The sequence below is a fragment of the Labrenzia sp. OB1 genome (assembly GCF_001624695.1).
Lineage (GTDB): Bacteria > Pseudomonadota > Alphaproteobacteria > Rhizobiales > Stappiaceae > Roseibium.
In genome coordinates this window covers 102,657-117,828 of the sequence record NZ_JSEP01000012.1, presented here as the reverse complement: position 1 = coordinate 117,828, position 15,172 = coordinate 102,657, and the positions used below count along the sequence as shown (strand labels likewise).

Sequence of the window (15,172 nt, the reverse complement as noted above, 5' to 3'; positions counted from 1 at the left end):
CCATGCCGACAGGCACGATCCTAGTTGCAGATGACGACGCGGCTATCCGCACAGTTCTCAATCAGGCGCTTTCCCGGGCCGGCTATACCGTCCGGTTGACGTCGAATGCCTCGACATTGTGGCGGTGGGTGTCTTCGGGAGACGGAGATCTCGTCATTACCGATGTTGTCATGCCGGATGAGAACATTTTCGACGTTCTGCCCCGCATGAAAAAGATGCGGCCGGACCTTCCGGTACTGGTCATGAGTGCGCAGAACACTTTCATGACAGCCATCAAGGCGTCTGAAAAAGGTGCCTATGAGTATCTTCCTAAGCCTTTTGATCTCAAAGAGTTGACGAGTATTGTTCAACGAGCGCTTGAAGAGCCGAAGAGGCGTCCGGCCGTCGAACTGGACGATGCTGGCGAAGGAATGCCCCTGGTTGGCCGCTCGCCTGCCATGCAGGAAATTTACCGGGTTCTGGCGCGGCTGATGCAGACCGATCTCACGGTGATGATCAACGGCGAGTCGGGGACCGGCAAGGAACTGGTTGCGCGCGCCCTGCATGACTACGGCAAACGGCGCAACGGACCCTTCGTTGCCATCAACATGGCGGCAATCCCGAGAGATCTGATTGAGGCTGAATTGTTCGGCCACGAGAAGGGCGCCTTCACGGGCGCGCAGAACCGCAGTTCCGGCCGCTTCGAACAGGCCGACGGCGGAACGCTGTTTCTGGATGAGATCGGCGATATGCCGATGGAGGCGCAGACCCGGCTTTTGCGTGTTTTGCAGCAGGGCGAGTACACTACGGTTGGTGGCCGCACGCCGATCAAGACCGATGTCAGGATTGTTGCAGCGACAAACAAGGATCTGCGCCACCTGATCAATCAGGGACTGTTCCGTGAGGATCTTTATTTCCGCCTGAACGTGGTGCCGATACGCCTGCCACCGCTGCGCGAGCGTGTGGAAGACATACCCGATCTCGTCCGTCACTTTTTCAGCCTTGTGGAAAAGGAAGGCCTGCCCGCCAAGCAGATAGACCAGAGCGCTCTCAACCTGCTGCGCCGCTACCGTTGGCCGGGCAACGTGCGGGAACTGGAGAACCTTGTCCGGCGGCTTGCCGCGCTCTATCCGCAGGATGTGATCAGTGAAAATCTGCTGGAGCACGAACTGAGCCAGCCGTCTGTTTCCTCCATGGAAGAGGAGACGGCCGAGAGCGTTAATCTCGGCGGTTCCGTTGAACGCTACCTTTCCGGATATTTCGACACCTTCGGTGATGCGCTTCCGCCTCCTGGCCTCTATCACCGAATTCTGCGCGAGGTGGAATATCCCCTGATCAGCGCCGCGCTTGCCGCAACCCGCGGCAACCAGATCAAGGCCGCAGAACTGCTCGGGGTGAACCGCAATACCTTGCGCAAGAAAATCCGGGATCTGGACATTCAGGTGATGCGTTCGACCCGCTAGGGCTCCTCAGCAGGTTGGGCCACTAGACTGCAGATGACCGGCAAAAAAGGCCGCGCGCCAGATCAGATTCCGCGCGCGGCGGAAGGGATAAAAATAGCGATATCCTGTTTAACGCCGGGATGCGGTCATTCGTCCACCGCATTTTTTCATCCTTCAACCAACCCTGTCGCAATTTCGCAACATTGTGTGATAAGTTTGCCGCAAGCAGTCTAGAAGCCTGTGCCGCGTTCCCGATGGCATTTGTTCGAGGTTCAATGATACTAGAAGCGGCACAGAAATCCGTTGCGCAGTCGAGCGCTGCCGGCAGGATCTGGCGACGCGCCGGTCTGGCGATAATGGTTGTCGCCCTGATTTCCATCGGTGTGACTTTCGCCATTCTGATGGGCCTCACGTCGATCGATCCTACCCAGGACGTCATCAAGACCGCCATGACGATCAACGGCGCCCTGGCCGCCGTTCTGCTTGGTGTCATCGCCTTCGAGATCCTGAAACTCTGGCAGGCCCGGCGGCGGGGACGCGCCGCCGCACGGCTTCACGTGCGGGTTGTTGCCCTGTTCAGCGTGGTTGCGGCTGTTCCGGCCGTTCTGATGGCCATACTGGCCGCCATAACGCTTGATCGGGGTCTTGACCGGTGGTTCGAGGAACGCACGCGCCAGATCATCGACAACGCCCTGACCGTGGCGCAGGCTTATCTTCAGGAACATGCCAGAGTGCTGCGCGGCGATCTGATCGCCATGACGAATGACATAGACCGGGCCAAGGCGGTCTATGATTTCGAACCCTCACGGTTCGACCAGTTCTTTTCCACACAGGTCTCGCTGCGCGGCATTCTCGGCGCTTTCATGTTGAATGAAAACGGTGATGTGGTGACGCGGATCATTCTCGATCCCAATGCGGATATTCCGCTGCCTCCCGCCGACAGCTTCTTCAAGGCCAAATCCGGCGATCCGATTCTGATCGCCCCGGGCAGTTCCAACATCGTCGGCGGTGTGATGAAGCTGTCGGCCTACGACAACTTTTATCTTTATGCGGTGCGCGCCATCGATCCGCGCGTGGTTGAATATCTTCGCCTGGCCGAAGACGGAGCGTCCGAATACCAGCAGATGGAGAGCAGCCGCTTCGGCGTGCAGATCGCCTTCGCACTTGTCTATCTCGGTGTGGCGCTTGTGTTGTTGCTGTCGGCCATCTGGATCGGTTTCGGCTTCGCCAACCGACTGGTATCTCCGATCCGCGCGCTGATTTCCGCGGCAGATGAAGTCTCTAAAGGCAATCTTGCGGTGAAGGTCGGGACCGAGAAATCCGGCGGAGACCTTGCGAACCTCGGAACCACCTTCAACAAGATGACCGGGCAGCTTCTCGGTCAGCGCGACGCACTGCTTGCCGCCAACGAACAGATTGATCGCCGTCGCCGCTTCAACGAGGCCGTGTTGTCCGGTGTCTCCACCGGCGTGATCGGTGTCGATGACGAGGCTTCCATCATGCTGATCAACAGATCAGCCCTGGAACTCCTCATGCTGGACGAAGTGCAGATCCTCAACAAGTCCCTTATCGAGGTTGTGCCTGAGTTGCAGGACTGTATTGCGGAAGCCCTTCAAGGCCCGGGGGACAGGCTTCCCGAAACGCAGGTCGAGATCGCCAGGGGCGGGCGGCTGCGTACGATCAATGTGCGTATCACCAGTGAACAGTCGACCCGCCGCGAACATGGTTTCGTGGTGACGCTGGACGATATTACCGATCTTGTCTCCGCACAGCGCAATTCCGCCTGGGCGGATGTTGCCCGCAGGATCGCGCATGAAATCAAGAACCCGCTGACGCCGATCCAGCTGTCCGCCGAACGTATCCGCAGACGCTATGGAAAACGCATTGAAGAAGACCGGGAGGTGTTCGATCAATGTATAGATACGATCGTCAGGCAAGTTGGCGACATCGGTCAGATGGTGGATGAATTTTCCTCCTTTGCACGTATGCGCAAACCCACAAAGTCTAAGGGCGATCTTCGCGAAGCGGTGCGGGATGCCGCCTTCATGCAGTCGGTCGCAAATCCGGAAATCAGTGTGAAAGCAGAGGTGCCGGATAAACCGGTCGAGGCTGTTTTCGATGCAAGGCTTGTCGGACAAGCGCTTACGAACGTTGTGAAAAACGCGACCGAAGCGGTCAGCGCCAGGACGGGCGAGGGTCAGCCGGACGGACGTGTCACGGTGACTCTGCGCGCGGATGCCGGTGGGCGGATCGTGATCGACGTCACAGACAACGGCATCGGCTTGCCGGAAGAAAACAGAAGCCGCCTGCTGGAGCCCTATATGACCACGCGTGAAAAGGGGACGGGCCTCGGCCTTGCCATCGTACGGAAAATTCTTGAAGACCACGGGGGTGGTATCGAATTGCTCGACGCTCCCAAATCCAACCCTGAAGACACGGGAACTCTCGTTCGCCTGACACTGGCAGCCCATGCCGAAAGCGAACCGGAGACCGAGGACAGAGATCAAGCAGTGACTGCCCATGGCGCATGATATTCTTGTCGTAGACGACGAAACCGATATCCGGGAAATGATTGCCGGTATCCTTGACGACGACGGCTACGGAACCCGGACAGCCGCGGATTCCGACCGCGCGCTGGCCGCGGTGAAGGAACGCAGGCCATCTCTCGTCATTCTGGATATCTGGCTGCAGGGCAGCCGGCTCGACGGGTTGGCGCTTCTGGATGTTCTGAAGGAATCCGATCCGGATCTGCCAGTGGTGATCATTTCCGGTCACGGCAATATCGAGACGGCCGTTTCGGCGATCAAGCGGGGCGCTTACGATTACATCGAAAAACCCTTCAAGGCAGATCGTCTTGTTCATATTGTCGAACGCGCGCTGGAAGCTTCGAGCCTGAAGCGCGAAATCCGCGATCTGAAACAGCGCAGTGGTGAAACCAGCGATATTGTCGGCAACTCTTCCGCAGCACATAACCTGCGACAGACCATTCAGAAGATTTCCGCCACCAACAGCCGCATCCTGATCATCGGCCCCTCCGGGGCGGGCAAGGAACGTGCGGCCAGAATGATCCACGATCTTTCGGCGCGCGCCAAAAGCCCGTTTGTTGTTCTCAACGCGGCGACCATCACGCCGGCGCGTATGGAGGAAGAGCTGTTCGGGATCGAGGACGACAGCGGCAGCCTTCGGAAAATCGGCGCTCTTGAGGAGGCTCACGGCGGCACGCTCTATCTGGACGAGGTTGCCGACATGCCGGCGGAGACCCAGGGAAAGATCCTCAGGGTGCTTGTCGAGCAGAGTTTTTCCCGTGTCGGCGGTACGCAGAAGGTGCAGGTGGATATCCGGATCCTGTCCTCCACGTCCAAGAACCTGGAAGAACACATCGGGTCCGGGCTTTTCCGGCAGGACCTCTATCACCGGCTCAGCGTGGTGCCCCTGCGCGTACCGGGTCTGGCGGAACGGCGCGAGGATATTCCCGTTCTGGTCCACCACTTCATGGAACAGATCTCGTCGGCTTCCGGCCTCCCGCTCCGGCCTATCGGGGACGATGCCATGGCGGTTCTGCAGACACATGACTGGCCGGGAAACGTCCGCCAGTTGCGCAACAACGTCGAGCGCTTGTTGATCCTGAGCCGCGGCGACCCGGACAGTACGATAACCGCCGACCTGCTGCCCGCCGAAATCGGCGAAACGCTGCCGAATCTGCCGACATCGGGAACTGGCGAGCACCTGATGTCTGTTCCCTTGAGGGAGGCGCGCGAGATATTCGAACGCGAGTATCTGCAGGCCCAGATCAAAAGATTTGACGGGAACATCTCGCGGACGGCTGAATTTGTGGGTATGGAACGGTCTGCGCTTCACCGCAAACTCAAAACCCTGGGCATGACCTGAGGGGCGTGAAGCCAAGAATTAGACGGCAGAGCGGGAAAGGGTTTCTCCCATGAAAATCGTTATTTGCGGCGCTGGACAGGTGGGCTACGGCATTGCCGAACGCCTCGCTGCGGAGCAGAACGATGTGTCGGTGATCGATTCCTCTCCGCAACTGATCAATGCCATAGGCGACCAGCTCGACGTGCGCGGATTCGTGGGGCACGGGGCACATCCGGATATTCTGGCCCAGGCCGGTGCCGAAGAAGCCGACATGATTGTCGCCGTCACCCTGTACGACGAAGTCAACATGGTGGCCTGTCAGGTGGCGCACTCGCTGTTCAACGTGCCGACCAAGGTCGCCCGTATCCGGGCGCAATCCTATCTGCAGGGTCGGTGGCGCAATCTCTTTTCCCGTGACCACATGCCGATCGACGTGATCATTTCGCCGGAAATCGAAGTTGGCGAAATGGTGCTGCGCCGTCTGGCTTTGCCGGGTGCGGTGGAAACAGTGCGGTTCGCGGACGACCACGTGGTGGTTGTCGGGATTATCTGCGAGGAGGACTGCCCGGTCGTCGACACGCCGTTGCGCCAGTTGACGGAACTGTTTCCGGACTTGGGTGCCGTTGTCGTCGGAATTTACCGGAACAACCGGCTTTTCGTGCCCAAGAGCAGCGATTCCATTCTGACCGGCGACCTGGCCTACGTAGTGGCGCGGCGCGACCAGGTGCGCCGCACGCTGAGCATTTTCGGCCATGAAGAGCCGGAAGCGGCCAAGGTGGTGATCGCCGGCGGAGGCAATATCGGCCTTTATGTCGCAAAGGCGCTGGAGCAGAGGCAGTCGGGAACGAAGATCAAGCTGATCGAGGCGTCGCGCGAGCGGGCCATGGAAGTGGCGGACGATCTCAAACGGTCCGTGATCCTGCATGGCAGCGCACTGGATCAAACCATCCTGCACGAGGCCGATGCAGGCGATGCCGACACGATGGTGGCTTTGACCAACGACGACGAGGTCAACATCCTTTCGTCGGTGATGGCGAAGAAGCTCGGCTGCAAGCGGTCTCTGTCCCTGTTGAACAATCCCAGCTATCCGGCTTTTGCCAATGCCCTGGGGATCGATGCCTTCATTAATCCCCGGGCAGTGACGATTTCGCGCATTCTGCAACACGTGCGCCGGGGCCGTATCAGGGGGGTTCATTCCCTCCAGAACGGTGCGGCGGAAATCGTCGAGGCCGAGGCGCTGGACACGTCCCCGTTGGTCGGAAAACCCCTGCGGGAGATCGATCTGCCTTCCGGTATCCGTGTGGGGGCGGTTTTCCGCGGCGGAGAAGTCCTGACACCGAACGGCGATCTTCAGATCCAGGCCCAGGATCGCATCGTCATTTTTGCGGTTGCGAATAGGGTGCGTCAGGTCGAACAGATGTTCCGGGTCAGCCTGGATTTCTTTTAAGGCGTTTCGCTTGCTTTCTGGCCTTGCGTTTGACGCATCTTCTGGTCAAATTTCACGAGAAACCAATCGGTTCGGATAGGACCGCCCTTCATTGGAGGAAACATGAGCCGGATTGCCTATGTCAACGGTCAGTATGTCCGTCATGCGGATGCCGCAGTGCACGTGGAAGACCGGGGCTACCAGTTTGCCGACGGCGTCTACGAAGTCTGCGAAGTCTGGCAGGGGCAGATCGTCGACATGCCCCGGCATCTGGACCGTCTCGACAGATCCTTGGGAGAATTGCGCATCGGCTGGCCGATGACAAGGGCTGCGGTTGAGTTCGTGGTGCGTCAGGTCGCGCGGCGCAACATGGTGCGTAACGGTCTGGTCTATATTCAGGTCACCCGGGGTGTATCAAGGCGCGATCACTTTTTCCCGCCCGATGACGTTGCGCCTTCCATTGTCGTAACCGCCCGTTCAACCAGTCCCGAAGCTGCGAACAAGCAGGCAGCGCAAGGCATCGCTGTGGTCAGCTATCCCGAGAATCGCTGGCCGAGGGTCGATATCAAGACCGTGGCGTTGCTGCCCAATGTGCTCGCAAAGCAGAATGCCAAGGAGCATGGTGGCAAGGAGGCTTGGTATGTCGATACAAGCGGCTTCGTCACCGAAGGCGGGTCAACGAATGCCTGGATCGTCACGAAGGAGGGGACGCTCGTCACGCGGCCGGCCGAGAGCGGGATCCTCAAGGGTATCACCCGGGCAGTTGTCCTTGAGCTTATTCGCCGAGAGGGGCTGACTTTTGAAGAAAGGCCATTTAGCCTCGAAGAGGCATTCGATGCGAAGGAAGCATTCGTAACGGCGGCCACGAGCATCGTTTTGCCGGTCGTGCGTGTGGACGACAAGGTGATCGGAAATGGGCACCCGGGTACGGTTGCAACCCGATTGCGCGAACTGTTCCATACTGCTACTGATTTCCAGATGGTATGATTCGACTGGGCTTGTTGGGCAGAAATTAGATACAATATGGAACTGGGGCAGACAGTTCTATCTGGTGGGCAATGCAAAAAGCGAGCGGCACGTTAAACCTTAGTGTTTGAATTTGAAAGGTTTTCGACGGTAAGCCGCGTAAACGCCGGATGCTCGGCCGCATCCGGGACAAACAGGATAAAAAGACTGATGGCTGAGCGCGCACAAAATCTTCAAGACACTTTCCTTAATCACGTTCGCAAACAAAAAACTCCCCTGACGATTTTTCTCATCAACGGTGTGAAGTTGCAGGGTGTCGTGACCTGGTTCGATAACTTTTGTGTCCTGCTGCGGCGCGACGGACATTCTCAGCTTGTCTATAAACACGCGATTTCCACAATAATGCCTAACGGACCTGTTCAACTGTTCGATCAGGCTGAGGAAAACGCGGAAAAGGCAAGCTGATTGAAACCCAAGTCTCGCGCAGACGATTTTTCAAAATCAAATGGTTCCGAAGAGCCAGGGCAGGCGTCACTAAGGCTTAAGGAAACCGGTGTCGACCGGCTTCCTCAGGCTTTTCGCGCCATGATTCTGGAACCGGTGCTGCAATTGCGTGGTGACGGTGGGCAGCATGATCTGCGGTCCAACCGGAGCCCGGAAGCGCGCCTGGAGGAAGCCATCGGCCTCAGCGCCGCCATCAATCTTAATATCGTCCACTCGGGTATAGTGCGGATCAGCAATCCCAAGCCCGCCACTTTGTTCGGCGAAGGCAAGGTTGCGGAATTTGCCGGGATTGTTGCAAGCGAGGACCTTGATCTGGTCGTTATCGATCATCCTCTTTCGCCTGTTCAGCAACGTAACCTTGAGCGCCGCCTGAAAACCAAGGTGATCGACCGGACGGGTCTCATTCTGGAAATTTTCGGGGACCGCGCGCGTACCAAGGAAGGCCGTCTGCAGGTCGATCTGGCCCATCTGAGCTGGCAGAAGAGCCGCCTTGTCCGGTCATGGACCCACCTGGAACGCCAGCGCGGCGGTGCCGGGTTCATGGGCGGACCCGGCGAAACCCAGATCGAGGCCGATCGCCGTCAGATCCAGGACCGCATCATTGCCCTGCAGAAACAATTGCAGGGTGTGCGCCGCACACGTGATCTTCACCGCAAGAAACGCAAGAAGATACCCCAGCCGGTGGTGGCGCTGGTCGGCTATACCAATGCCGGCAAATCGACGCTTTTCAATCGGCTGACGGAAGCCGATGTCTTTGCCAAGGATCTGCTGTTCGCAACGCTCGATCCGACATTGCGCAAGGTTTCTCTGCCACACGGCAGGGAAGTGATCGTTTCGGACACCGTCGGGTTCATCTCCGATCTGCCGACCCATCTGGTCGCGGCGTTCCGGGCAACGCTGGAAGAAGTGCTGGAAGCCGATCTGATCCTGCACGTGCGTGACATTTCGCATGCCGACACGGACGCCCAGGCGGAAGACGTCAGGAAGACCCTGAGCGATCTCGGGGTCGACGCCATTTCCGGGGCGCCGGTCGTTGAGGTCTGGAACAAGATCGACTGCCTCGATCCCGCTTACCGGCAAAAACTTCTGGAAGATGCAGGCGAGGAGGGACCTATCGCCCTGTCTGCGTTGACCGGAGAGGGCGTCGGTGGCCTGCTGGCGCGCATGGATGCCTTCATGGCGCAGCATGACGATATTCTGGCCCTGAAAATTCCGGTCGCCGAAGGGGCCTTGCTGGCGAAACTCTACCAGTTGGCGGAGGTGCTGGAGCGGACCGATGCCGAGGATTTCGTCACAGCCGAGGTGCGCGTTTCGGACAAGCAGCGCGGGCCGTTCCGCGATACGTTCGGTGCCCATATCGTCGACTAGGCATCCTTGCGTTCAGTATACTGCAAATCTCCGGGAATTGATCCAGAAGCCTACTTTCCCTTGGCTTCCTGCCACGCGGCCTCCATCTCGTCCAGCGTCATCGCTTCCAGCGTCGTGTCCGATTTCGCGGCATGGTCTTCGATGGCGGCGAAGCGCTTGCGGAACTTGCGGTTTGTCCGTCGCAGGGCTTCTTCCGGATCAATGTCCAGGTGCCGGGCGAGATTGGCAAGAGCGAAGAGAGTGTCGCCGAGTTCGTCGGTGATGCGGTCCTTGTCCGGGTCACCCTTGGCAAGCTCTTCGTCAAGCTCGTGAGTTTCCTCGCGGATCTTTTCGAGAACCAGGCGGGCGTCGTTCCAGTCGAAGCCGACCCTTGAGGCGCGCCTCTGCAGCTTGTCTGCCTCCTGAAGGGCCGGGAAGGCGGTCGGGACGTCGTCAAGAAAGCCTTTTTCCGGTTCGGCCAGGCCCAGCGTTTCCCGCTCGGCCCGCTTCTCGGTACGCTCTTCCGCCTTGATGCGCTCCCAGATCCCCTTGACCAGGTCCGGCTTGTCGCCGTTTTCATCGCCGAAGACATGCGGATGCCGCCGGATCATCTTTTTTGTAATTCCCTCAACCACATCGCCGAAATCGAATTGCTCTTCTTCCTGCGCCATTCGGGCGTGATAGACCACCTGGAGCAGCAGGTCGCCGAGCTCCTCGCGCAGTTCCAGAAGATCGTTCTTGGCGATTGCATCGGCCACTTCGTAGGCTTCTTCAAGCGTATAGGGCGCAATCGTCGCAAAGGTTTGCTCCAGATCCCAGGGGCAGCCGGTCACGGGCGTTCTGAGCGCCGCCATGATCTCGATGAGGCGGGAAATGTCGCGACTGGGGGGCATGGACAGGCCTTGGATGTTTTTGCTGGCGCTACACGGGTACTCGATAGGGTTCGGTCATGGCAAGCGGAGAGAGTTATCCCCTGACCGACGGGTGCCAGAAGGTCACGGCGCGTTCAATGAGTGCGATAAGGCCGTAGAAGAGCGACCCTGCCAGAGCGGCGACGGCAATTTCCGCCCAGACCATGTCGACATTCATGCGGCCGACTTCAGTTGATATGCGAAAGCCCATGCCGACGGTCGGCGTGCCGAAGAATTCGGCCACGATTGCGCCGATCATGGCAAGGGTGGAGTTGATCTTCAGGGCGTTGAAAATGAAGGGCATGGCCATCGGCAGGCGCATCTTGATCAGCGTCTGCCAGTACCCGGAAGCATAAGTTCGCATCAGGTCGCGTTGCATCGGGTCCGATGCGGACAGACCGGCGACCGTGTTCACCAGCATCGGGAAGAAGGTCATGATGATGACGACAGCGGCCTTTGATGGCCAATCAAAGCCGAACCACATGACCATGATCGGGGCAACGCCGATGATCGGCAATGCAGAGACCAGATTGCCGATGGGCAACAGGCCACGGCGCAGGAACGGCACCCGATCGACGAGAACGGCGGTCAGGAACGCCGAGCCGCAGCCGATGGCATAACCTGCGAGAACCGCCTTCAGGAACGTCTGCTGGAAATCTGCCCACAGTATAGGCACGGAGTTCAGCAGGCGCAGCCAGATTTCGGTCGGCGCGGGCAGCAGAACCTTTGGAACACCGGCTCCGGTGACGATGATCTGCCAAAGGACCAGAAGGGTGATGCCGAAAAGGGTGGGGATGGCCAGATTGGTGAACCTTGCGGCGGTTCTGGACGCAATCTGCCAGGAGGCGAGACGTTCCACGAACAACCATGCAGAAGCCCATGCAGCGGCTGTCAGCGCCCAGTAGCCGAGTGCGGCGTCTCCAGGATGGTTTGATCCCGTGTCGATGAGCAGCCAGGTTGCAAAGGCTGTGACCAGCCCGAGCATGACATCTCCGAAACGATTGCGCATGAAACCGAGTTCATAGCGGACGGCGGCGATGGCCAGGATGACCAGGCAAAGCGCAAGACGTGGAACGTCCATCACACCTATATCAGGGTTGAAAATCGTGCTGAACAGCCCGACGACTACCAGCGCGACGATGAGCCAGGCAAGCAGGGCGGATATATCCAGCCGGCTTTTGGAAAGGGTTCGGGTGCTCATCGCGTCATCCCCATGCGTTTCAACGCAAGTTTTTCAACCAGTCCGATCAACGCGACCAGAGAGCCTGCCAGAAACGCGGCCATGATCAGGGCGGACCAGATTTGAAGTGTCTGGCCGTAATACGATCCCGACAGAAGGCGTGCCCCGAGCCCGGCAACGGCTCCCGTCGGCAATTCGCCGACAATGGCTCCCACCAGGGAAGCCGCCATGCCGATCTTCATGGAGGTGAACAGAAACGGCACGGCATAGGGCAGGCGCAGTTTCCAGAGCGTCTGAACGCGGGTCGCCGAATAGGTGTGCATCAGGTCCATGTCAATCACTTCCGGCGAGCGCAGGCCCTTCACCATTCCAACCGCGACAGGGAAGAAGGACAGGTAGGTCGAGATCATCGCCTTGGGCAACAGACCGGATATGCCGACGGCATTGAGGACAACGATGATCATCGGTGCAATGGCCAGGATCGGAATTGTCTGCGACGCGATGATCCACGGCATCAGGGATTTTTCCAGCACACGTGAATGGATTATGCCGATGGCAAGAAGAATTCCGAGCGTCGTGCCGATGAGAAAACCCAGCAAGGTGGAAGATAAGGTGATGCCCGAATGATATATCAGCGAGCGTTTCGAGGTGATTTTCTTCTCGGCGGTCGTTTGCCAGATTTCAATGGCGATCTGATGCGGCGCGGGCAGCACAGGCCGTTCCTGCGCGAGCGTATCGGACACAAGTTCACTGAAAGGGACATTGGTCCGGTCTGCGCGTTCATATGTATCGAGCTGAAACGGCGTGTTGAGCGCAACAGCGCCAATATACCAGGCGCCGATGATGGCGATAACGACGACGATCACCGGTCCGGTCGTTCCGGACAGGAGACCGGTAAAAGGGTTCAGACTGCGGCTTGGGGTGAGGGCGGTCGAGGTCATGCGTCCATGTATCCCTGATCATCCCATTGTTTGATCGCGAGCCCCATTCCGCGGGAAGTCCCGAAGTCGCCAGTCTCTGGTTCAACACAGGAAGCGGGGTTTGGCCGCGAATGGCAGGGCTGAAGACGTTCAATCCTCATAGGAATGCCCCGCTTTCAACCCTTCCCGCACGCGGTGGGCGATCTTGAGAAACTCCGGGCTTTCGCGGATGTCGAGCGTGCGCTCGCGCGGCAGGTCGCTTTCGATGACGTCATAGATCCGGCCTGGCCGTGGGCACAGGACGACGATCTTGGTGGAAAGGAACACCGCTTCGGGAATGGAGTGGGTGACGAAGGCGACGGTCTTGCTGGTCTTCGCCCAGAGCTGGAGAAGTTGTTCGTTGAGGTGATCGCGGACGATTTCGTCGAGCGCACCGAAGGGCTCGTCCATCAACAGGAGATCGGGCTCGACGGCCAGGGCCCGGGCGATTGAGGCACGCTGCTGCATGCCGCCGGAAAGCTGCCAGGGATATTTCTTTTCAAAGCCGGTAAGGTTCACCAGTTCCAGGTTTCTGGCGATGCGCTCCTGCCGCTCGGATCTTGAAAGTCCCATTATTTCCAGTGGCAGAGCCACATTCTTGGCAATGGTCCTCCAAGAGTAAAGCGCGGCGGCCTGAAAGACATATCCATAAGCGCGATTGAGCCGGGCTTCTTCCGGGGAGACGCCGTTGACGGTGATCGACCCCGCAGTGGGTTGTTCCAGATCGGCGATGACCCTGAGCAGCGTGGTCTTGCCGCAGCCCGAGGGGCCGATGAAGGAGACAAAATCTCCCTGCTCGATCTTCAGGTCGATATCGGAAAGAGCATGCACCGGACCGTCACCGGTCTCAAAGGTGAGGGACAGTTTCTCAATATCGATTACCCGGTCCGGGCTTGCGCTCTTGTGGTTATCCACCATCTCGGTGTCCTTTGCGCCGGCAAGTGCGGTCATGTGTTTCCTGGGCAAGTCGAATGTTGTTCTTCTGCGCCGAACATACTCAGATTTGTATGCCACGGCGCGGTTCAGATCGAGAGGTCAGGTTCGAAGACACGGGCCTCCCCGATATGGGGAGAGCCTGTTCCTATACGCCGCTGGCGGGAATACCGCTGCGTTCCACCTTTCGCGGTGCGGTCAGTTCCTTCCAGGTGCTGAGCGCCTTGTTGACAGCCTGGAAAGGCTTGCGGGAAACGAATTCGCCATGACCCTGTTGAGGGTTGACCGTTCCGTCTTCCACGGCAACGCGTCCACGGGTGAGCGTGTAGCGCGGCAGGCCCTTGACCTTCTTGCCTTCGAAGACGTTGTAGTCGATGGCTGACTGCTGGCTGGAGGCGGAGATGGTCTTTTCCTTTTCCGGATCCCAGACCACCAGATCCGCATCTGCTCCGACCAGAATGGCACCCTTTTTCGGATAAACGTTGAGGATCTTGGCAATATTGGTCGAGGTGACGGCAACGAACTCGTTCGGCGTCAGGCGGCCGGTGCCGACACCATAGGTCCACAGCATCGGCATGCGGTCTTCGAGCCCGCCGGTGCCATTGGGGATCTTGGTGAAATCGCCGACGCCGGTGCGTTTCTGGTCGGTGGAGAAGGCGCAGTGATCGGTCGCGACCACCTGCAGCGAGCCGGAGGCAAGACCGGCCCAGAGGCTGTCCTGGTGTTTCTTGTCGCGGAACGGCGGCGACATCACCCGGCGTGCGGCATGATCCCAGTCGGCGTTCCTGTATTCGCTGTCGTCGAGCGTCAGATGCTGGATCAGCGGCTCTCCATAGGCGCGGATGCCGTTCTGGCGGGCCCGGCGGATGGCTTCGTGGGCCTGTTCGGAAGAGGTGTGCACGATATAGACCGGAACGCCGGCCATATCGGCGATCATGATGGCCCGGTTGGTGGCTTCACCTTCCACTTCGGGCGGGCGGGAATAGGCATGCGCCTCCGGCCCGTTATTGCCTTCCGCCAGCAGTTTCTGCTGCAGGGTCGCGACGACATCGCCATTTTCCGCATGCACCAGCGGCAGGGCTCCGAGTTCCGCACAGCGCGAGAAGGAGGCGAACATCTCGTCGTCATTGACCATCAAGGCGCCCTTGTAGGCCATGAAGTGCTTGAAGGTGTTGATGCCGCGTTCCTGAACCACGGTCTGCATGTCGTTGAAGACCTGCTCGCCCCACCAGGTGATCGCCATGTGGAAGGAGTAGTCGCAATGCGCCATGGAGGACTTGTTGTCCCACATCTGCAGGGCTTCGAGGAGGGACTGACCGGGAGAAGGCAGAGCAAAATCGACCACCATTGTCGTGCCGCCGGCAAGCGCCGCCCGTGTACCTGAATCGAAGTTGTCTGAGGAGAAAGTGCCCATGAAGGGCATTTCCAGATGGGTGTGCGGATCGATGCCGCCGGGCATCACAAAACAACCGGCCGCGTCCAGAGTCTCGTCACCGGAAAGGTTCGGGCCGATTTCGACAATCCTGCCGCCCTCGATCTTCACATCGGCTTCATAGGAAAGGTCAGCGGTTACAACCGTGCCGCCCTTGATCACTTTGCTCGCCATTGCTGTTTCCCTCGTTGTTTGTATGTCTGCTCCGGGTCAGGTCCCGAATCAA

General features: G+C 58.9%; 12 protein-coding genes. 7 read left to right on the top strand and 5 right to left on the bottom strand.

Annotation, left to right across the window (positions count from 1 at the left end; all coding sequences use genetic code 11):
- Positions 1–2: 2 nt before the first annotated feature.
- The 7 genes from ntrC to hflX all read left to right on the top strand — a co-directional run bounded on the left by ntrC (position 3) and on the right by hflX (position 9,552).
- Positions 3–1,442 carry a nitrogen regulation protein NR(I) gene (ntrC, locus tag OA90_RS16910; protein WP_068414468.1) on the top strand — a complete coding sequence of 480 codons (1,440 nt, stop codon included), beginning with the start codon at positions 3–5 and terminating at the stop codon, positions 1,440–1,442.
- Between the two features lie 254 nt (positions 1,443–1,696).
- A complete protein-coding gene (locus tag OA90_RS16905; RefSeq protein WP_068414465.1) occupies positions 1,697–3,952 on the top strand; it encodes a PAS domain-containing sensor histidine kinase in 2,256 nt (751 codons plus the stop codon).
- Complete coding sequence (locus OA90_RS16900) at positions 3,942–5,309, top strand: sigma-54 dependent transcriptional regulator (protein ID WP_068414462.1); 1,368 nt, start codon at positions 3,942–3,944, stop codon at positions 5,307–5,309. Before OA90_RS16905 ends, OA90_RS16900 begins: the two co-directional genes overlap by 11 nt.
- 49 nt (positions 5,310–5,358) lie before the next feature.
- On the top strand, positions 5,359–6,735 hold the full coding sequence (trkA, locus tag OA90_RS16895) for a Trk system potassium transporter TrkA (protein ID WP_068414459.1): 1,377 nt from the start codon (positions 5,359–5,361) through the stop codon (positions 6,733–6,735).
- Between the two features lie 102 nt (positions 6,736–6,837).
- The gene (locus tag OA90_RS16890) at positions 6,838–7,701 is read left to right on the top strand and encodes a D-amino-acid transaminase (protein WP_068414455.1); all 864 of its coding nucleotides are present in this window, start codon (positions 6,838–6,840) and stop codon (positions 7,699–7,701) included.
- Between the two features lie 186 nt (positions 7,702–7,887).
- Positions 7,888–8,145: an RNA chaperone Hfq gene (gene hfq, locus OA90_RS16885; RefSeq protein WP_173006241.1), complete on the top strand. Its 258-nt coding sequence runs from the start codon at positions 7,888–7,890 to the stop codon at positions 8,143–8,145.
- 120 nt (positions 8,146–8,265) lie between these two features.
- A complete protein-coding gene (gene hflX, locus OA90_RS16880) occupies positions 8,266–9,552 on the top strand; it encodes a GTPase HflX (protein WP_068414453.1) in 1,287 nt (428 codons plus the stop codon).
- Positions 9,553–9,602: 50 nt separating this feature from the next.
- On the opposite strand, the gene mazG is transcribed toward hflX, so the two are convergent.
- The 5 genes from mazG to hydA form a co-directional block, all read right to left on the bottom strand.
- Positions 9,603–10,424, bottom strand: coding sequence for a nucleoside triphosphate pyrophosphohydrolase (mazG, locus tag OA90_RS16875; RefSeq protein ID WP_068414450.1), 822 nt, complete (start codon positions 10,422–10,424; stop codon positions 9,603–9,605).
- Positions 10,425–10,497: 73 nt separating this feature from the next.
- Complete coding sequence (locus OA90_RS16870) at positions 10,498–11,643, bottom strand: ABC transporter permease (protein WP_068414447.1); 1,146 nt, start codon at positions 11,641–11,643, stop codon at positions 10,498–10,500.
- The gene (locus OA90_RS16865) at positions 11,640–12,563 is read right to left on the bottom strand and encodes an ABC transporter permease (protein WP_082837098.1); all 924 of its coding nucleotides are present in this window, start codon (positions 12,561–12,563) and stop codon (positions 11,640–11,642) included. The genes OA90_RS16870 and OA90_RS16865 overlap by 4 nt, the downstream gene beginning before the upstream one ends.
- Before the next feature lie 129 nt (positions 12,564–12,692).
- Positions 12,693–13,499, bottom strand: a complete 807-nt coding sequence (locus tag OA90_RS16860) for an ABC transporter ATP-binding protein (protein ID WP_068414601.1) — start codon at positions 13,497–13,499, stop codon at positions 12,693–12,695.
- A gap of 163 nt (positions 13,500–13,662) precedes the next feature.
- A complete protein-coding gene (gene hydA, locus OA90_RS16855) occupies positions 13,663–15,120 on the bottom strand; it encodes a dihydropyrimidinase (RefSeq protein WP_068414443.1) in 1,458 nt (485 codons plus the stop codon).
- Between the last annotated feature and the right edge of the window lie 52 nt (positions 15,121–15,172).